18 protein-coding genes are annotated in these 19,283 nt (G+C 60.8%); 8 read left to right on the forward strand and 10 right to left on the reverse strand.

Going from position 1 to position 19,283, the window contains the following annotated elements; all coding sequences use genetic code 11:
- Positions 1-139: 139 nt before the first annotated feature.
- Both GTP27_RS03250 and hslO read left to right on the forward strand, forming a co-directional pair.
- A complete protein-coding gene (locus GTP27_RS03250; protein WP_161037758.1) occupies positions 140-670 on the forward strand; it encodes a gamma carbonic anhydrase family protein in 531 nt (176 codons plus the stop codon).
- On the forward strand, positions 667-1,620 hold the full coding sequence (gene hslO / locus GTP27_RS03255; protein ID WP_161037759.1) for an Hsp33 family molecular chaperone HslO: 954 nt from the start codon (positions 667-669) through the stop codon (positions 1,618-1,620). Before GTP27_RS03250 ends, hslO begins: the two co-directional genes overlap by 4 nt.
- Before the next feature lie 54 nt (positions 1,621-1,674).
- Here the strand turns inward: hslO and GTP27_RS03260 are convergent, their stop codons facing one another.
- Positions 1,675-2,007, reverse strand: a complete 333-nt coding sequence (locus GTP27_RS03260; RefSeq protein WP_161037760.1) for a hypothetical protein — start codon at positions 2,005-2,007, stop codon at positions 1,675-1,677.
- 129 nt (positions 2,008-2,136) lie between these two features.
- Here GTP27_RS03260 and GTP27_RS03265 point away from each other — a divergent pair, with 129 nt between their 5' ends.
- The 4 genes from GTP27_RS03265 to GTP27_RS03280 all read left to right on the forward strand — a co-directional run bounded on the left by GTP27_RS03265 (position 2,137) and on the right by GTP27_RS03280 (position 7,597).
- Positions 2,137-4,587, forward strand: a complete 2,451-nt coding sequence (locus GTP27_RS03265) for a TonB-dependent receptor (protein ID WP_161037761.1) — start codon at positions 2,137-2,139, stop codon at positions 4,585-4,587.
- Complete coding sequence (locus tag GTP27_RS03270; RefSeq protein WP_161037762.1) at positions 4,587-5,813, forward strand: glycerophosphodiester phosphodiesterase; 1,227 nt, start codon at positions 4,587-4,589, stop codon at positions 5,811-5,813. The genes GTP27_RS03265 and GTP27_RS03270 overlap by 1 nt, the downstream gene beginning before the upstream one ends.
- A gap of 175 nt (positions 5,814-5,988) precedes the next feature.
- Positions 5,989-6,585: a DUF6088 family protein gene (locus GTP27_RS03275; RefSeq protein ID WP_161037763.1), complete on the forward strand. Its 597-nt coding sequence runs from the start codon at positions 5,989-5,991 to the stop codon at positions 6,583-6,585.
- Positions 6,578-7,597, forward strand: a complete 1,020-nt coding sequence (locus tag GTP27_RS03280; RefSeq protein WP_161037764.1) for a nucleotidyl transferase AbiEii/AbiGii toxin family protein — start codon at positions 6,578-6,580, stop codon at positions 7,595-7,597. The genes GTP27_RS03275 and GTP27_RS03280 overlap by 8 nt, the downstream gene beginning before the upstream one ends.
- Before the next feature lie 295 nt (positions 7,598-7,892).
- Here GTP27_RS03280 and GTP27_RS03285 read toward each other — a convergent pair whose 3' ends face one another.
- The 7 genes from GTP27_RS03285 to pyrG all read right to left on the reverse strand — a co-directional run bounded on the left by GTP27_RS03285 (position 7,893) and on the right by pyrG (position 14,246).
- On the reverse strand, positions 7,893-8,438 hold the full coding sequence (locus GTP27_RS03285) for a gamma carbonic anhydrase family protein (RefSeq protein WP_161037765.1): 546 nt from the start codon (positions 8,436-8,438) through the stop codon (positions 7,893-7,895).
- A 2-nt stretch (positions 8,439-8,440) separates the two neighbouring features.
- Positions 8,441-9,079, reverse strand: a complete 639-nt coding sequence (locus GTP27_RS03290) for a glutathione S-transferase (RefSeq protein WP_161037766.1) — start codon at positions 9,077-9,079, stop codon at positions 8,441-8,443.
- An 84-nt stretch (positions 9,080-9,163) separates the two neighbouring features.
- Positions 9,164-9,961 carry a substrate-binding periplasmic protein gene (locus tag GTP27_RS03295; RefSeq protein ID WP_161037767.1) on the reverse strand — a complete coding sequence of 266 codons (798 nt, stop codon included), beginning with the start codon at positions 9,959-9,961 and terminating at the stop codon, positions 9,164-9,166.
- A 7-nt stretch (positions 9,962-9,968) separates the two neighbouring features.
- The gene (gene ftsB / locus GTP27_RS03300; RefSeq protein WP_161037768.1) at positions 9,969-10,289 is read right to left on the reverse strand and encodes a cell division protein FtsB; all 321 of its coding nucleotides are present in this window, start codon (positions 10,287-10,289) and stop codon (positions 9,969-9,971) included.
- Positions 10,290-10,331: 42 nt separating this feature from the next.
- Positions 10,332-11,615, reverse strand: a complete 1,284-nt coding sequence (eno, locus tag GTP27_RS03305) for a phosphopyruvate hydratase (protein ID WP_161037769.1) — start codon at positions 11,613-11,615, stop codon at positions 10,332-10,334.
- 118 nt (positions 11,616-11,733) lie between these two features.
- Positions 11,734-12,588, reverse strand: coding sequence for a 3-deoxy-8-phosphooctulonate synthase (kdsA, locus tag GTP27_RS03310; protein WP_161037770.1), 855 nt, complete (start codon positions 12,586-12,588; stop codon positions 11,734-11,736).
- A complete protein-coding gene (gene pyrG, locus GTP27_RS03315) occupies positions 12,585-14,246 on the reverse strand; it encodes a CTP synthase (protein ID WP_161037771.1) in 1,662 nt (553 codons plus the stop codon). The genes kdsA and pyrG overlap by 4 nt, the downstream gene beginning before the upstream one ends.
- Positions 14,247-14,439: 193 nt before the next feature.
- On the opposite strand from pyrG, the gene GTP27_RS03320 reads away from it, so the two are divergent.
- Both GTP27_RS03320 and GTP27_RS03325 read left to right on the forward strand, forming a co-directional pair.
- Positions 14,440-14,787: a type II toxin-antitoxin system RelE/ParE family toxin gene (locus GTP27_RS03320; protein ID WP_161037772.1), complete on the forward strand. Its 348-nt coding sequence runs from the start codon at positions 14,440-14,442 to the stop codon at positions 14,785-14,787.
- Entirely contained in the window at positions 14,784-15,116 is a 333-nt protein-coding gene (locus GTP27_RS03325) for a helix-turn-helix domain-containing protein (protein WP_161037773.1), read from the forward strand. The genes GTP27_RS03320 and GTP27_RS03325 overlap by 4 nt, the downstream gene beginning before the upstream one ends.
- Before the next feature lie 64 nt (positions 15,117-15,180).
- Here GTP27_RS03325 and GTP27_RS03330 read toward each other — a convergent pair whose 3' ends face one another.
- Complete coding sequence (locus GTP27_RS03330; protein WP_161037774.1) at positions 15,181-18,354, reverse strand: error-prone DNA polymerase; 3,174 nt, start codon at positions 18,352-18,354, stop codon at positions 15,181-15,183.
- A gap of 75 nt (positions 18,355-18,429) precedes the next feature.
- The gene (locus tag GTP27_RS03335; protein ID WP_161037775.1) at positions 18,430-19,224 is read right to left on the reverse strand and encodes an alpha/beta fold hydrolase; all 795 of its coding nucleotides are present in this window, start codon (positions 19,222-19,224) and stop codon (positions 18,430-18,432) included.
- Between the last annotated feature and the right edge of the window lie 59 nt (positions 19,225-19,283).

A 19,283-nucleotide genomic window follows, 5' to 3' on the forward strand; every position in this document is an offset into this window, starting at 1 on the left:
CAAAATAATAGCACGACCGTTCGATAGCTGCACAAGCGTAAAATAGCGACATTCTGGCGCGCAAGTCTCAGGTCATCTACACACAGCCCCGGGGCTGGCGCGGCGTCCTTCCGTATCCACAACGCCACAAAGGTTTCCAATGTCTATATATCAACTGGGCGAACACGCGCCCGAGATCGATGCATCGTCATTTGTTGCTGACACCGCCACCGTGATCGGCAAAGTCACGCTGCATGCCAACACTTCGGTGTGGTTCGGCGCCACCATCCGCGGCGATAACGAACGTATTACCGTCGGTGCGGGCAGCAATGTGCAGGAAGGCACGGTGATGCACACGGACATGGGCTACCCGCTGACGGTGGGCGAAAACGTCACCATCGGCCATCAGGCCATGCTGCACGGCTGCACCATCGGCGATGGCGCCCTGATAGGCATACAGGCTGTGATCCTGAACGGCGCCAGGATAGGCAAGGGCTGTCTGGTCGGCGCCGGTGCGCTGGTCACGGAAGGCAAGGAATTCCCTGACAACAGCCTGATCATCGGTTCGCCGGCCAAGGCCGTGCGCACCCTGACGGAACAGGATGCCGCCAATCTGCGCGCCAATGCAGACAATTATGTACAACGCGGCCAGCTCTTCAAGTCGCAACTGAAAAAGATAGGAACTCCATGAGCAACACCACCCTGCCCGGGCAGGACACCCTGCAAAAATTCATTTTCGAAAACGCTGCCGTGCGTGGCGAGCTGATCGACATTTCCGCTACCTGGCGCGAAGTGCAGGCACGCCAGCACTACCCTGCCCCCGTGCGCAAGCTGCTGGGCGAAATGGTGGCCGCAGCGGCACTGCTGTCGGCCAATCTGAAATTCAACGGTTCCATCATCATGCAGATCCATGGCGATGGCCCCGTGCGCCTGCTGGTGGTCGAGTGCGATGCGGAACTGCGCCTGCGCGCTACCGCCAAACTGGCGCCCGATGCCGTGATTGCCGACGACGCTACCCTGACCGGGCTGCTGCATGCGCACGGCAAAGGCCGCTTCATCATTACGCTCGATCCGGCCGACAAGCTGCCGGGCCAGCAACCGTATCAGGGCATCGTGCCACTCGATGGCGGCGACGTCGCCACCGTGATCGAAAACTATATGCTGCGTTCGGAACAGCTGGACACCAAGCTGTGGCTGGCGGCTGACGAGCATAGCTCGCGCGGCCTGCTGCTGCAGAAGCTGCCGCTGCATGGCGGCACGGCGGAAGCGGCACCTATCACTGCCGACGAAGCGCTGGAAACGTGGAATCGTGCCGTGATACTGGGCTCCACGCTGAAGCAGGAAGAACTGCTCGATACCGGCATCGACGTGCTGATGCAGCGCCTGTTCTGGGAAGAGACCATCCGCGTGTTCGATCCCGTCCATCCGAGCTTCCACTGCACCTGCAGCCGCGAAAAAGTCGGCAATATGCTGCAGATGCTGGGGCGCGATGAAGTGGAAAGCGTGCTGGCGGAACAGGGCCAGGTCGCCATCAACTGCGACTTCTGCGGCCAGCACTACGCCTACGACGCCGTCGATTGCGCCCAGCTGTTCATCACCGCTAGCGAAGCGCTGCTGCCTGCCAGCGACGCCAAACACTAAGGCTTACGGCCCGGCCTCAGCGCCGGGGCCGGCGCGCCCGCTCGTGGCGCACCGCTAATTCCACAGCTTGGCACAGCGCGTCTCCAGCGCGTCCACTTTGCCAACCAGCTTAGGCGCGTTCACGCTGCGCACCAGATCCACCCGCTCCACGCAATCCGTGCGCAGCATGCGCTCGAACGGCCGGGTGCACACGGTCACGCTGCCGGCCGTGCTGGCATTGCAGCTGAAGCCCTCGGCGCGCATACGCACCAGCGCCTCGTCCAGCGCCATGCCCGGCTGCACAGTCTGCGCCACATAGTTATTGAACGCGCCCTGATTCACCGTGCTACACGCACCCAGTGCCAGCAACGCAGCCAGTGCGCCCAGTCGCCATACAATTTTTCCCATCCTGCTTCCTTCCCTGTTCTTGGCCGTAGCGATCCGGCAGTGTAGCGCAATCGCGTCACGCTCCGGTAATAGTTGGTCACTATCATTGCCGACGTTACAAATTCCACCAACTTGTCTTGAAGGCATATCATGAATCGACCATTTTCCACTCTGGCACTGAGCATACCGCTGCTGGCCATGGCAGCCAACGTGGCTGCTGCCGTTGCCGAATTCTCCGGCGAAGCCGCCGCTGCCAATGCCGTTGCTGCCGCAGCGCTGGCCGCCGACACTGCGGCCAGCGCCGCTGCCGATAGTGGCGCACAAAGCGCCGCCGATGCCAGCGTGGGCGCCATGGCTGCACCGATGGCCACGGTGGAAGTCTCGACCCGCAAAACCCGTTCCTCGGTAGCGCTGGGCAAAGCCGACATGCAGAAAATCCTGCCCGGCATTAATCCGCTGAAAGCCCTGCAGACCCTGCCCGGCGTAAGCTTCCAGACCGCCGATCCATGGGGCAATAACGAACAGAATCTGTCGCTGTTCGTGCACGGCTTCAGCGGCCAGCAACTGGGCTACACCATGGACGGCGTGCCGCTGGGCGACCAGCAGTACGGCAATTACAACGGCCTGTCGCCACAGCGTGCCGTGATCAGCGAAAACGTCGGCCGCGTGATCCTGTCGTCCGGTGCCGGTGATCTGGCCACCGCTTCGACCAGCAATCTGGGCGGCACCATCGAAACCTTCTCCAGCGATCCGGCACGCGAGCGTAATCTGGCCGTGCAGCAGACGGTAGGCAGTTACAAGACCTCGCGCACCTTCCTGCGCTACGACAGCGGCGACTTCGGCAACGGCAACAGCGCCTACCTGTCGGCCATCCACCACGAACAGAAAGCCTGGGACTTCAATGGCCGTCAGGGCGGCAATCAGGTCAACGCCAAATTCATCCACAATGACGATGCCGGCAAGCTGACCCTGTACTTCAACTATTCGGACAAGATCGAGCCGAACGAAGACGCCACCGTGCACTCGGCCACGGAGAAATTCCAGCCCTACACCCGTCCCTTCATGTATCCGGACTTCGCCACGGCGCTGGCCTACCTGTCGCCTGCCGGCGCCACGCCTGCCGCTGAAGGCAACAACTACCACAACTACTACAGCGACGCGCAGCGTACCGACTACCTGACCTACGCCAAGTACGACATGGCACTGGGCGAGAACACCACCTGGTCCAACCAGATCTACTACCACAACGATGACGGCGTGGGCGTGGTGGCCGGCCCTATCGGCGTGGCTGGTCTGCCCGGCCTGTTCGCGGTGTACTACCCTAACCAGAATCTGAAGCAGGTGTTCGGCAATTCCGGCTACGCCACCCGCACCACGGAATACGCCATCAACCGCAACGGCTGGCTGTCTACCGTGCGCAGCGAATTCGGCAAGCACACCGTGCAGGGCGGCCTGTGGTTCGAACATAACCGCTCCTCGGCCTACCGCCGCTGGTATGCGCTGGACGTGAACAATCCTAGCTCGCCCTACAGCCGCCCTAGCAATCCGCTGATCACCCAGTACGGCAGCGAGATCGACAACAAGGTAGTGCAGCTGCACCTGCAGGATGAATGGCGCATGCAGCCGAATCTGGCGCTGCAGGCCGGCTTCAAATCCAGCCTGCAGTTCGCTGACGGCCAGTTCCCTGTACAACCAGCCAAGGGCGCCATCGCCAACGGCTCGCTGGCTCTGCCTGTGGGCAAAATCGACACCAAAAAATGGCTGCTGCCGCAGGTCGGTGCACGATGGGATATCAGCGCGCAGGATCAGGCCTTCGTCAACGTGCAGAAGAATATGCGCCAGTTCGTTACCTACGGCGGCGGCGGTGCTTCGCCATGGAGTCTGGCCAGCCAGGCGGCGTTCGACCTGTTCAAGAGCACGGCCAAACCGGAAACGTCGATCACCTACGAACTGGGCCTGCGCACCAGCCACAATCTCGATCTGGGTGCCATCAGCGCCTTCGACGGCCAGATCAGCCTGTACCATGTGGACTTCAAAGACCGTCTGCTGACCATCAGCCCGACGCCAGTGATTACCTCCATCATCGGCGGCAACCCTGTGCTGGCCAACGTTGGCAGCGTCAAGACCAACGGCATCGACCTGTCCGGCACCGTCCACATGGGCCGCAGCTTCTCGCTCTACAACGCAGTGTCGTTCAACCGTTCGACCTACTCGGACAACTACAACAACGGCAAGGATCTGGTGCCGACGGCCGGCAAGTCCGTGCCGGGCAGCCCGGAGTGGATGAACAAGACCGTGGCCACGCTGAACATCGCCGACACCGAGTTCCAGCTGATCGGCGACTACGTGGGCAAACGCTACGCCACCTACACCAACGATCTCGATGTACCGAGCTACTTCCTGATGAGCCTCGGCGTTTCGGGCAAGCTGCCTTTCCTGAACAGCAATGTGCTGAAGAATGCGCGCTACCGCCTCAACGTCAGCAATCTGGCCAACCGCGAAGGTCCGCTCAACGTGGTAGTGGGCGCCGCCAGCGGCACGTACAATACCTATCCGATAGCTCCACGTCAGGGCTTCCTGACTTTGATGGCGGATTTCTGATGCGTGATATGACATTGCAAGCGCGCCTGTCGCGGCGCGGTTTTCTCGGTACTGCGGCAGCTGCAGCCCTGCTGCCTGCCCAGGCCATGGCACAGGCCAGCACTGCGCTGGCCGGCAGCACGGCGAATGGCAGCGGCAGCATGCTGCCGGTAGCGGCACCGGCCACGCCGGACCTATCCGGTCTGCCCGGCGTGGCCGCCATGGGCAAAGGTTCGGGCAAGCCGCTGGTGTTCGGCCACCGCGGCGCCAGCGCGCTGCGTCCCGAACACACGCTGGCCTCGTACGCCCGCGCCATCGCCGATGGTGCCGACTACATCGAACCTGATCTGGTCAGCACCCGTGATGGCGTGCTGGTGGCACGCCACGACGCCTTCGTCAACGAAACCACGGACGTGGCCACAAGGCCGGAATTCGCCAGCCGCAAAACCCGCAAAACCATAGACGGCGAAACCCATGAAGGCTGGTTCGTCGACGATTTCACGCTGGCCGAACTGAAGACCCTGCGCGCCATCGAGCGCCTGCCGCAACTGCGTCCCGGCAGCGCCGCTTACAACGGCATGTTCCAGATCGCCACCTTCGAAGAGATCATCGACTTCGTCGCGGCCGAAGCGGCTGCACGCGGGCGCCTGATCGGCATCGTGCCGGAACTGAAAAGTTCGACCTATTTCAGCAGCGTGGGGCTGCCGCTGGAAGACCGTTTCCTCGCCATTCTCGCCGCGCACGACTACACGCGCCGCAATCCGGTGGAGATACAGTCGTTCGAGGTAAGCAATCTGAAATACATGCGCGGCAAACTGGGCCAGCGCGCCAATCTGCGTCTGATGCAGCTGGTGGTGAACGAGCCGGTGCGGCCTATGGATGTGGCCAAGGCTGGCGGCACGCTGACCTACCAGCAGATGTGCACACCGGCCGGACTGCGCGACATCGCCGCCTATGCCGATGTGGTGGCGCCGCCTACCCGCGCCATCATCCCGCTAAACAAGGATGGCACGCTGGGCCAGCCCACCGCGCTGGTGGAGGATGCCCACCGCGCCGGCCTGCGGGTGGAACCGTGGACTTTCCGTCCAGAGAACTACTTCCTCGCGGCGGATTTCCGCAGTAATGGCGGCCCGGCTGCGCGCCATGAGGCGGGTTCGATTGCGGAGATGCAGCGCTACATCGCCACCGGCATCGACGGCTTCTTCACCGACGATCCGGCGCTGGGACGGGCGGCAATCGGCAGCTAGTCCGCAACCCTGCTGGGCCAATACACAGCAGATCCTCAGCCGGCGGTGGAGCGTATGCCCACCGCCTTTTTTTTCACCATGACTCCAGCCCGTCACTTCGCTGGACTACGCCAAGGCCACAGATCGATAGCTTGATGTCAGAAACTATGCTATAGTTCTGACAAAAGTCACGACCATGAAAAGCTTGCCCGAATCCATATTGCTGCACGCACAGTCCCTTCCAGAGGGAGGCGTGTTGTCGCCCAAAGAGTTTTTACATCTTGGCAACCGAGCCGCTGTCGATCAGGCGCTGTCCCGATTCGCCAGAGAGGGCAAGTTGCTACGCGTTGCACGAGGGACTTATGTCAAGCCGGCATCCAGCCGGTTCGGCACGCGCGCACCAGCGTCCGAGAAGGTCGTACAGGCCTTGGCCGCACAAAATGGCGAGGTCGTGACACCCCACGGCGCCAATGCAGCTAACGCCCTGGGCCTAACACAGCAAGTACCGATTCGCGAGGTCTACCTGACGTCGGGGCGTACCCGCAAGCTCAAGCTAGGGAAATCCGAAGTTACCGTCAAGCACGCACCGAGCTGGATGCTTGCGCTAGGAGCTAGCCAAGCGGGGGCTGCCGTGCGAGCACTGGCTTGGATGGGGCCCACTCACGTGCGCGCATCGTTAGCTACCCTGCGCCGGACGCTGCCATCGGCCGAATGGCGGACTTTGACGTTGGCGCGTGCCGCTTTGCCTTCGTGGATGGCAAGAGCCATCGGCGAGGAAACGCTTCGTGGTTGAACATTTCTTCGCACTCAGCAAGGAGGACCAGGGCGAAGTGCTGGAACAAGCCCGGGAAAGCACTGGTCGGCCCACCCACCTTCTCGAAAAAGATGCGTGGGTGGCCTGGACACTCGGCGCACTGTTCGAATCGCAGTTTGCTGAGGACCTCACCTTCAAGGGCGGTACGTCTCTCTCGAAGGTTTACAAGATCATCGACCGATTCTCTGAAGACATCGACCTCACCTACGACATCCGCAAACTGATAGCGGATCTGACGGGCGGCGAGGAATTCTTACCCGTCAATCGCAGTCAGGCAAGCAAATGGACGAAAGCCGTGCGCGATCGCCTGCCTGACTGGATCGTCACCAGCGTGCTACCGGTTATTCAAACGGCGCTGGAACATGCCAAGATGGAAGCCAAGCTTGAACTTGCCGGCGCCGAGCGCGACAAGCTCCTGGTGCACTACCCAGCCATCAAACAAGGTAGCGGCTATGTTGCCCCGATCGTCACGCTGGAGTTTGGTGGCCGCGCGACCGGAGAGCCGCACCAAGTGTTGCCAGTGACATGCGACATGGAGGGGCAAGTAAACGGCGTGACCTTTCCAACAGCGTCACCTCTGGTAATGAGTATTGCGCGCACCTTCTGGGAAAAGGCGACTGCCACCCATGTCTACTGTGCCCAAGGACGGATTCGAGGCGAACGCTACGCGCGACACTGGCACGACTTGGCTGCAATCATGCGCAGCCCACACTTTGACAGCGTTGTCGGCGACCGCGCAGTTGCCCGTGCCGTTGCCGAGCACAAATCCTGCTTCTTTAATGAAAAGGATGCTGCCGGAAATGTCATCGACTATTCCGTCGCAGTGGAAGGCGCGCTGCAAATCGTCCCCGAAGGTGCTGCGCGAGAAGCGCTTGCATCCGACTATGCCAAGATGCTTGAAGACCAAATCATGATCGGAGACGCATTGCGCTTCGACGAGTTAATGGACGCGTGCGCAGAAGTGGCAGAGCGAGCCAACGCAGTAGTCTAAGCCCCGGAAGAAAACCAAGAGCCATAATCGATTTGCCGCGTGCCATGTGGTAGATCAACGAGACGAAGAAATAAGCGGCATACCACGCACTGAAGTTCCCACGAAATTTCGTCTTCCATGGGTGACGTAAAATTGACGCTATACAGAACGAGGCAAAAATGAAAAAATTAGCCGGCCTGGCTTTTACGCCGAGTTCAAGCAGCAAATTCTCGGAGACTGGATTATCAAGAATCAGCAGTTGAACGCCGCCTAGTTGTCGCCGGATGGAATGCGAAAACGGAGGGAAGCTTATTTTTTATTCCTGCTGCGTCGGCGTGGCCAGATAGTTGTTCTTCACCCGCACATAGTGCTCGGCCGAATAGCGCAGATAGGCGATTTCCGGCGCCGTCAGCGCGCGCACCTTGGCCGCCGGACGGCCTACATACAGGTGGCCGCTTTGCAGCACCTTGCCGGGCGAAACCAGACTGCCCGCGCCCACCATCACGTGGTCTTCGATCACCACATCGTCCATGATGATGGAGCCCATGCCGATCAGGCATTCGTTGCCGATGCGGCAGCCGTGCAGCAGTACCGAATGGCCGATCGTCACATAGTCGCCGATGATCAGCGGCGAGCCCTCCGGCTTGTCCGGCCGGCGGTGCGACACGTGGCACATGCTGAAGTCCTGAATATTCGAGCCCTCGCCCACCACGATGCGGTTCACGTCGCCGCGCAGCACGGCGTTGCACCATACCGAGCTATTAGCGCCCAGCTGCACATCGCCTATCACCTGCGCAGTGGCATGCAGATACACGTCGGCAGCCAGCTCGGGCGCCGTATCAAGGTAAGGCTGCAACGGCATGCTCAGGCTCCTGCCGTAACGGGATAAGTGCCGTCGCCATAGGGCGCGGCGCTAAACGCAGGCAGCGCTTCGGCCTGCTGCGAAAACGCCTGCAGCAGCGGGTAGCGGCTCGCCACCACCACATCGCCCAGCATCTGCTGGGTAAAGTACCAGGTCACCGCCGTCATCACGCTGGCATGATCGGGCTTGTGCAATTCCAGCGGCTGTTTCGCCAGCTCGGCCTCCAGCGCATCAAACGCTTCCAGCAGCTGGCTGGTCACCCGCGCCACCCACGGCTGGTGCAGCTTTTCCAGCGGACGCACTTTGTGTTCGTACACCAGCTGCACCGCCTTGTCGCAGGCCGCCAGCGCTACGCCCAGCACGCGCAGGGAGCGCAGCAGCTCGGTGGGCATCGATGGCGTCATGCGGCAGGCCGGCATGGCCAGCGCTTCGGCGTACTGGATAATCAGGGTGGAATCCATCAGCACCGTACCGTCATCGGCCACCAGCGTAGGCGCTTTGACGACGGGATTGATGGCGCGGAACTGGTCATAGGTGCTGAACACGGACAGCGACTGGTGCTCGAATTTCAGGCCCATCAGCTGCAGCGTTACCGCCACGCGGCGGACATAGGGCGAATCGAGCATGCCGATCAGTTTCATAGTAGCTCCGTTAGTAGGTCGATGAGGGAGGATACAGGCTCTGCGGCGCGCCTGCCAGTGGGCTGCACGTAGCATGCAGCGCGGTCACTGGGTTTTTTTGTATTTGTTGATGTAGTCGCCCAGATGCAGGCGATTGGTATCGAGCCAGGTCCACAGCGCTTCCACCTGTTCCGGGTGAGCGCGATAGTAGCCGGCATTGAAGGCCATCCACAGGCGGGTGTTAATCAGCGGCTGCTGCAACTGCACGATGCTGCCGCCATAGCGCTTGAGCGTAGCATCGAGGTGGCCCGGCTTGACCAGATTGGTCACTACGGCATCGACCCGCCCCAGTTTGAGCTTGGCCAGATTGCGGTCCAGATCACGCGCGCCATCGTCGACCACCAGGCCCATTTCGCGCAGGCGCGCATTGATAGGACTGCCCTGCGATGCGCCCACCGTTTTACCGCGCAGGTAGTCCTGCGGATTGCTGTTGGGCGGCACATGGTCCTTGGCGCGCACCAGAACCACCATGGTGTTGGGCATGGCACGGTTGCGGTCCACATTGCCGTCGCGGTCGCGCGGCAGGGCAATCTCGGGCGAGTAGCTAGGCTGTTCGCCGATCGGCGTCATGTCGATGTCACCGGCTTCCAGCGCCATCTTCAGGCGTGCCGCCGGCAGGCGGATCAGGGTGGGCGGGCAATTGAAGCCGCTGCCCTGCACGGCAGCGCGGATCAGATCAACGGAAGCACCGGCCGGCTCCGGCACCACTTCGCCCTCGCCCAGCCAGTAGGGCGGGCGGTGCTGGTCGATATAGCCGACGCGCACAGGCACGCAACCGCCGCCACTGTAAGCCAGCGGTGCCTGCAGCACCAGCAACAACAGGAAGGCGTAGCGCATCATCATCGCGGCCTCAGCGTGTTTCGGGACGTGGCGCCAGCGGTGGCGGCGGAGTAGCCTGCCCTTTGCCGACGATCTGGATGAAAATCTCGTTCTGTTTAATCATGCTCAACTCGTAGCGGGCCCGTTCTTCCACGGCCCCTGTACCATCTTTCAGGTCCATCACTTCGGAGTTGAGTTTAGCATTGCGGGCGATCAGCTCCGCGTTCTTCTTGTGCGCGGCGTTCACCTGCGCTTCGAAATCGGCTACGCGCAGCCAGCCGCCCTTCCCCAGCCAGAGCGGGTACTGGATCAACAGCAGCAAGGCTGTCAGGGCGATGGTAATTAAGCGCATAACTTGAAAGCGGCCGGCGGGGAGCCGGCCGCACTATCTGAATTACTTCAGATTATAGAACGCATCGCGGCCAGGGTAGGAAGCGATGTCGCCCAGATCTTCTTCGATACGCAGCAGCTGGTTGTACTTGGCCATGCGGTCCGAACGCGACATCGAGCCGGTCTTGATCTGCAGGGCATTCAGGCCAACGGCGATATCGGCGATGGTCGAATCTTCGGTTTCGCCGGAACGGTGCGAGATCACGGCGGTGTAGCCGGCGCGCTTGGCCATTTCGATGGCAGCGAAGGTTTCGGTCAGGGTGCCGATCTGGTTAATCTTGATCAGGATGGAGTTGGCGATGCCTTTGGCAATGCCTTCTTTCAGGATCTTGGTGTTGGTGACGTACAGATCGTCGCCTACCAGCTGGACTTTCTTGCCCAGAGCAGCCGTCAGAATCGCCCAGCCGTCCCAGTCGCCTTCGTGCATCGCGTCTTCGATCGAGATGATCGGATACTTGTCGCACCAGGTAGCCAGCAGGTTGGTGAACTCGGTGGCGGTCAGCGACAGGCCTTCGCCTTCCAGCTCGTACTTGCCGTCCTTGTAGAACTCGGAAGCAGCGCAGTCCAGACCGATAGCGATCTGGGTGCCCGGCTCGTAGCCGGCTTCTTCGATCGCCTGGATGATCAGCTTGATGGCTTCTTCGTGGTTAGCCAGCGAAGGAGCAAAGCCGCCTTCGTCGCCCACGGCGGTGTTCAGGCCCTTCTTGTGCAGGATCTTTTTCAGGGTGTGGAACACTTCCGCGCCATAACGCACGGCTTCCTTGAACGACGGTGCGCCCACGGGAATGATCATGAATTCCTGGATGTCCAGGTTGTTGTCGGCGTGTGCGCCGCCGTTGATCACGTTCATCATCGGCACTGGCAGCTGCATCGCGCCCGAACCGCCGAAGTAGCGGTACAGCGGCAGGCCGGCTTCTTCAGCAGCAGCTTTGGCCACGGCCATCGACACGGCCAGCATGGCGTTGGCGCCCAGACGGCTCTTGTTCTCGGTGCCATCCAGATCGATCAGGGTGCGGTCGAGGAAGGCCTGTTCGTTGGCGTCCAGGCCCATGATGGCTTCGGAGATTTCGGTGTTGATGTTCTCGCAGGCTTGCAGTACGCCTTTGCCGAAGTAGCGCTTGGCGTCGCCGTCGCGCAGTTCGATGGCTTCGCGCGAACCGGTCGATGCACCCGACGGTACGGCAGCACGGCCCATCACGCCCGATTCCAGCAGCACGTCGCATTCGACGGTAGGATTGCCGCGCGAATCGATGATTTCACGGCCGATAATGTCAACAATAGCACTCATGTCATTCTCCAAAGTTAGGCGATACGATGTCGCACCCGATGCTAGCGCATCTTGTGCGAGTCAGGATAACGGGAATTTCCCGCACACCCGACCTGCCTGGTGTGCGGGCTTGTTGCTTTTAGTTGAAGCTGTTCTCCAGGAAGCCAGCTTTCTTGGTGATGCGATCCAGTTCGATCAGGGTGGACAGCAGCTCGCGCATGCGGCCCAGCGGTACGGCGTTCGGACCATCCGACAGCGCTTGGGCCGGATTCGGGTGGGTTTCCATGAACAGACCGGCCACGCCCACCGCTACGGCAGCGCGCGACAGCACCGGCACCATCTCGCGCATGCCGCCCGAGGAAGTACCGTTACCGCCCGGCAGCTGCACCGAGTGGGTCGCATCGAATACCACCGGGCAGTTCGATTCGCGCATGATGGCGAGCGAACGCATGTCCGACACCAGATTGTTGTAGCCGAACGAAGCACCGCGCTCGCAGGCCATGAAGTTGTCTTCGTTAAGGCCTTTGGCACGGGCGGCCAGACGGGCTTTCTCGATCACGTTCTTCATGTCGCCGGGCGCGAGGAACTGGCCCTTCTTGATATTCACCGGCAGACCGGACTGGGCGCAGGCGGTGATGAAATCCGTCTGACGGCACAGGAAGGCCGGGGTTTGCAGCACGTCGACGACGGCTGCCACTTCGGCGATTTCTTCCACATCGTGCACGTCGGTCAGCACCGGCACACCCAGTTCGCGTTTGACGTCACCCAGTATCTCCAGACCTTTTTCGCGGCCCGGACCACGGTAGGAAGTACCGGAAGAACGGTTGGCCTTGTCGAAGGACGATTTGTAGATGAAGGGGATGCCCAGTTCGCCCGTCATTTCCTTCAGGGCGCCTGCCGTATCGAAAGCCATCTGGCGCGATTCGATGACACAGGTGCCGGCGATCAGGAAGAAGGGCTGATCCAGACCGACGTCAAATCCGCACAGTTTCATGCTGCATCTCCTTGTACGGCGCCAGCGGCCTTGTGAGCCAGTGCAGCCTTGATGTAGGACGTGAACAGCGGATGGCCGTCACGCGGGGTCGATTTAAATTCAGGGTGATACTGCACACCCATATACCACGGGTGAGCGTTGTCTCCGCTGCGTGGCAATTCCATAATTTCGCACAGGTCTTCGGTCGGCGTACGCGCTGCCACGATCAGGCCAGCCGCTTCCACGCGGGGCAGATAGTGGTTGTTGGCTTCGTAGCGGTGACGGTGACGCTCGGTCACCACGGCGCCGTAGATTTCCGCAGCCAGCGTGCCCGGCTTGATGGCGCAAGTCTGCGCGCCCAGACGCATGGTGCCGCCCAGATCGGAGTTCTCGTCGCGCTTCTCGACCTTGCCGTCGGCGCCCTGCCATTCGTCGATCAGGGCCACCACTGGCTGTGGCGTTTCCAGATCAAACTCGGTGGAGTTGGCGCTGGTCAGGCCGGCCTTGTGACGCGCATATTCGATCAGCGCTACCTGCATGCCGAGGCAGATGCCGAGGTAAGGGATCTTGTTTTCACGGGCGAACTGGGCCGCCATGATCTTGCCTTCCACGCCGCGCTTGCCGAAGCCGCCCGGTACCAGTATCGCGTCGTACTTGGACAGTTCGGCGCAGCCGGTGGTTTCGATCTCTTCCGAGTCGATGTACTCGATGTTGACCTTGCATTCGTTGTGGATGCCGGCGTGACGCAGCGCTTCCGTCAGCGATTTGTACGACTCGGTCAGTTCCACGTATTTGCCCACCATACCGATCGACACTTCCGCCTTCGGATGTTCGAGGGTGTAGATCAGTTTGCTCCACACGGACAGATCGGCCGGTGCCGGGTTCAGGTCGAGCGCATCGCAGATGATCGCATCCAGACCCTGGTCGTGCAGCATCTGCGGCACTTTGTAGATGGTGTCCACGTCCCATACGGAGATCACGGCCTGCTCTTCGATGTTGGAGAACAGCGAGATCTTGGCGCGTTCGTCTTCCGGAATGCGGCGGTCGGCGCGGCACAGCAGCGCATTCGGCGAAATACCGATTTCGCGCAGTTTCTGCACCGAGTGCTGGGTCGGTTTGGTTTTCAGTTCGCCGGCGGAGGCGATGTAGGGCACCAGCGTCAGGTGCACAAACGCCGAATTCTTGCGGCCAGCGCGCAGGCTCAGCTGACGTGCCGCTTCCAGGAAGGGCAGCGATTCGATATCGCCCACGGTACCGCCGATTTCGCACAGCGCGACATCGTAGCCTTCCGCGCCACGGCGGATGTAATCCTGGATTTCGTTGGTGATGTGCGGGATGACCTGCACGGTCTTGCCCAGATACTCGCCACGGCGTTCCTTGCGGATCACCGATTCGTAGATCTGGCCGGTGGTGAAGTTATTCACCTTTTTCATGCGGGTGGAGATGAAACGCTCGTAGTGGCCGAGGTCGAGGTCGGTTTCCGCCCCGTCGTCGGTGACGAACACTTCACCGTGTTGCATAGGACTCATCGTGCCCGGATCGACGTTGATATACGGATCGAGTTTGAGCATGGTGACTTTGAGGCCGCGCGATTCAAGGATCGCAGCGAGAGAGGCGGCGGCTATCCCTTTACCAAGGGAAGACACGACGCCACCAGTGACGAAGACAAATTTGGTCATTGCAGAGGGTGCCGAACGGCACATGCGGGAAATTGAAATTATAGCCTAAAACGCGCAAATCTTCAGCATCCGCCCCTGAAAAAACCGCCATTGCCTCCCAATTAACTACTGGTGACCGATCTTTTTTTGACCAAAATTCAGTTGTGCGTGCGGCGAATATATAGGATTTGATAGAATCGTCTGCGAGGTGAACATGCGTGACAAACCTATAGTTTGGATAGGCACTTCCCTCAAGGATTTGACCGATGACGCCTTGTTCCCCGCTGAGGCGAGACAATATGCAGGAGTACAGTTACGCAAGATTCAACGCGGATACGAGCCCGATAACTGGAAGCCATTCGAAGAACTTGGCGACGGAGTGCGGGAAATTCGCATCCTACGGTATGGCGGTGCTTATAGAGTCATGTTTGTGGCCAAATTTGCTGAAGCGGTCTATGTATTGCATTCCTTTAAGAAGAAGACGCAAAAGACCAGCGAGTACGACAAGGAAATTACCAGACAGCGTTACAAGGCTGTCATCAGGGCAAGGAGGACACCATGAATCCTGAACCAGTCATCACCCACGTCACTCCCGCTGACGGCAATGTCTTCGCCGATCTCGGGTTTGAAGCCACAGAAGCCCGCAGGCTGCTCGCCGAGACTGACGCTATCATTTCCGCAAAGTTAGCGATCAAACACTCCCTGATGAGCGAGTTGGCAGAATGTATACAGCGAAAGAACCTGAAACCAGCTGATGCGGCAGACATGCTCGGAATTACCCATGCAAGCGTCTCGGACCTCATGAACAGGAATAGCGTCAGATTCACCATCGATGCGCTAGTCGATATGCTGGCCAGAACCGGAAAAGAGGTCAAAATATCGATTCGCTAAGTTTGCTGTACCTGCATCTCTGTCCTGTGGTGCTCACCTTCTGACGGCAACGGCCACGCCGGGATCAATGAAAATCACGGCTGACTGACTGTAGTCGCCCCATCAGGTGGGACATATCCACTAACCGTTTGGCCACCAGATGGCAGACCATGCCTTCGCGCTGCCACACGCCGTAGACGCCAAGCAGGGCCGAGCCGAGTGCTTCGCGGCGCTGCTGTTCGAGCAGCGCGGGCCAGACAATGACGTTGATATTGCCCGTCTCATCCTCCAGCGTGACAAACAGCACGCCCTTGGCCGTGCCGGGCCGCTGGCGCACTGTCACCATGCCGCAGGCGCGCGCCAGCATGCCGTTAGTGTACTGGTTCAGTGTACTGGCCGGCAGGAAGCGCTGCGCCAGCAACCGTTCGCGTAGCAGCGCCAGCGGGTGGCGCCCCAGCGTCAGGCCATGCGAACGGTAATCGCCAACGATGTTCTCGCCTTCCGAGGGCGCGGCCAGTTGCGGCAGCGCTTCGTCCGGCGCGGTGGGACGCAGGATATCCTTGTCCGGCACCGCGCCCACGGCCTGCCACAGCGCCTGCCGCCGGTGTCCGGCCAGCCCCGCCAGCGCATTGCCCGCCGCTAGCACCTGCAGATCATGCCGCTCCAGATCTGCCTGCCGCGCCAGTTCGGCCACGCCAGGCCAGCCTCCTGCCGTACGCGCCTGCACGATGCGCCGCGCTGCTGCCTCGCGCATCCCCTTCAGCATCAGCAGGCCCAGCCGCACTGCCGGCTGCTGGCGTTTGCCCGCTGGTTCTTCCAGCGTGCACTCCCAGTCGCTACAGGCCACATCCACGGGGCGCACCACCACGCCGTGGCGGCGCGCATCCTGCACCAGTTGCGATGGACTGTAGAAACCCATAGGCTGGCTATTCAACAGTGCACACAGAAACGCTGCCGGCTCGTGGCATTTGAGCCATGAACTGGCGTAGGTCAGCAAAGCAAAACTGGCCGCATGCGACTCGGGAAAACCGTACTCGCCAAAGCCCTGTATCTGGCTGCAGATAGCCGCTGCAAACGCCTCGTCATAGCCATTCTTGCGCATGCCATCCATGATGCGCTGCTGATAGCGATCAACCCCGCCCTTGCGCTTCCACGCGGCCATGGCACGCCGCAACTGATCGGCATCGCCCTCAGTAAAATCAGCTGCGATCATGGCGATCTGCATGACCTGCTCCTGAAAAATCGGCACGCCCAGTGTGCGCTCCAGCGCTGCCTCTAGTCGCGGGGGAAATTTTATCGGCGCCTGCTGAGTTCGCCGCTGCAGATACGGATGCACCATCCCCCCCTGTATCGGCCCCGGCCGCACCAGCGCCACCTCGATCACCAGATCGTAAAATACCCGTGGCTGCAAGCGCGGCAGCATGCTCATCTGCGCACGCGATTCGATCTGGAACACGCCCACCGTATCGGCAACACACATCATGTCGTAGGTGGCGCTATCCTCGGCCGGAATATCCTGCATGCGGAAGGGCTGGCCACGCTGCTGGCTCACCATATCGAGCGCGCGGCGCAAGGCCGTCAGCATCCCCAGCGCCAGCACATCGACCTTCATCAGCCCCAGTTCTTCCAGATCATCCTTATCCCACTGGATCACGCTACGCCCTTCCATCGTCGCCTTCTCGATCGGCACGAGGCGCGACAGCTTGCCCTGCGCGATGACGAAACCGCCCGGGTGCTGCGACAGATGGCGGGGAAAACCCAGCAGAGTCGTAGCCAGCGTGGCCCACTGCTGCGCCAGCATGGAATCGGGCGCCAGCCCTACTTCGGCCAGCCGTCCCAGCAGATCGGCCTTGCCATCGAACCAGTGATGGGCCTTGGCTACCTGCTCGACGATGGCCAGATCCACCCCCAGCGCCTTGCCGCTGTCGCGCAGCGCACTGCGCGGACGGTAGCTGATCACCACCGCTGCCAGCGCGGCCCGCTCGCGGCCATATTTATCGTAGATGTACTGGATCACCTCCTCGCGCCGCTGGTGCTCGAAATCCACATCGATGTCGGGCGGCTCGTTACGCTCGCGCGACATGAAACGTCCCATCAACAGATGGCCCCGCTCCGGATCGACCTCCGTCACGCCCAGGCAGTAGCACACTACCGAATTAGCTGCCGAACCACGGCCCTGACACAGAATGTTCCGCGCACGGGCAAAGCACACGATGTCATACACAGTGAGGAAATAGGGCTCGTACTTCAGTTCGGCGATCAGCTCCAGCTCCAGTTCGATCTGCTTGAGCACCTTGGCCGGCACACCCTGCGGATAACGTCCGCGCGCACCGCACTCCACCTCCTGCCGCAGATAGCTGGCCGGGGTATGCCCGTGCGGCACCACCTCGTGCGGATATTCGTAGCGCAGCTCATCCAGACTGAATTTACACAGCGACAGGATGCGCAAAGTCTCCTGCAAAGCCGGCAAGGGATACAGATTGGCCAGCCGCAAACGGGGCCGCAAATGCTGCTCGGCATTCTGCGCCAGCGCATAGCCGCATTCGGCCACGGATTTACCCATGCGCACGGCACACAGGGTATCGAGCAGCGGCTTGCGCGAGCGCACGTGCATGCACACGTGGCCCAGCGCCACCACGGCCATACCATGCTGCAGCGCCACCTCGGCAATGCTCTCGCGGTGCGCCTCATCAAGCGCGCGCTGCAGCAGATTAAGCCCCATCCACGCCCGCCCCGGAAACGTGCGCTCCATCCATGCCGCCTGCACGTGCAGCGCATCCACATCTTCCGGCTGGAACACGGGATATTGCGGCAACAGAATCAGCAGACAATCGGGCAGCCCTTGCAAATGAGCATACTGGGCAGGCGGTGCCGCCAGGTCCGCCGGGGTGAGCAGATAACTGCCTTTCGCCACCCGGTTGCGCGCAAGGGTAATCAGTTCGCACAGATTGCCGTAGCCATTGCGGTTCTGCGCCAGCGCGATCAGCGACAGCGCCACCCGCCCGTCCGCTTCACGCAAATGGAAATGGCTGCCTATCACCAGCGGCAAGTCATGCTGCTTGGCCTGTGCGTGAGCGCGCACTACGCCGGCCAGCGAGCATTCATCGGTAATCGCCAGTCCCGCATAATCGAGCTGCACGGCGCGCGCCACCAGTTCCTCGGCATCGGAGGCGCCCTGCAGAAAGGAGAAATTAGTCAGGCAGAACAGCTCCGCATAGGCGGGCAGGCTCTGGGCCGACGCTGGAGGCAGGCTGGACATTTTTAATAAAATACTGTGTTTATATACAGTATTTTACACCTTACGCCGCCATACTCAAGACTGGAACTGCGCCGGTTATTTGCGCTGCGCCACCATCAGCTCTTTGATGGCCTGAATCACCACCTCGGGCGACGCCGTCTGCATCTGGTGATCCGAATCCACTACCACGGTTTTCGCCTGCGGATACATGGCGCGCACGGCAGCCATGGTCTGCGCATCATTATTGATAACGCCCAGATCGATCGGTATCGCCGTGGCCCCCTTGGGCTGGTTCACCAGCCGGATCATGGGCAGCTTATCGATATTCCCCTGCGCCAGCACCTGCTGGCCGGTCTGGTCGATGGCGTTGATTTCGCGCCGCACACTGCTCGAGAAAAACAGCACGGCCCCTAGGCGCGTCAACACAGGAAAATCTTCCGGCTTCTTGATCACGCCGGGATAAAGCGCATCAACCAGCACGATGCCGGCCACCTCCTCCGGATAGCGCTTGGCAAACAACTGGACATACAAGCCGCCCAGCGAGTGCCCCACCAGAATATACGGCGGCTTCAGGCCTTCGTGCTGCAGGTTGTGGCGCAGTTCTTCGACGATGCTCAAACCATCGCGCGCGGCCGGCGTACTGTCGCTCTTGCCGTAGCCGGGACGGTTATACGCAAACACGGAGGCCTGGGGCGCAACGCCTTCGATCACCTTGTCCCATTTATCGAGCGTCACGCGCGAGCCATTTTCAAACACCACCGTGTAAGGGGCAGCGGCTTGCCTGAGCGTCATGCACTCCACCTGACGGCCATCGATCAGCGTGGTGGCCACCAGCGCCGCCATGGCAGGTGCGGCAGCCAACAGGCTCAGCACAGGCAGGACTTTACGCATTATGATATTCCTCCAGATTTAATCTGTAGACATTCTTGCATTAACAACCGGGCACAGCC

The organism is Duganella qianjiadongensis, assembly GCF_009857915.1.
Classification (GTDB): Bacteria; Pseudomonadota; Gammaproteobacteria; order Burkholderiales; family Burkholderiaceae_D; genus Rugamonas; species Rugamonas qianjiadongensis.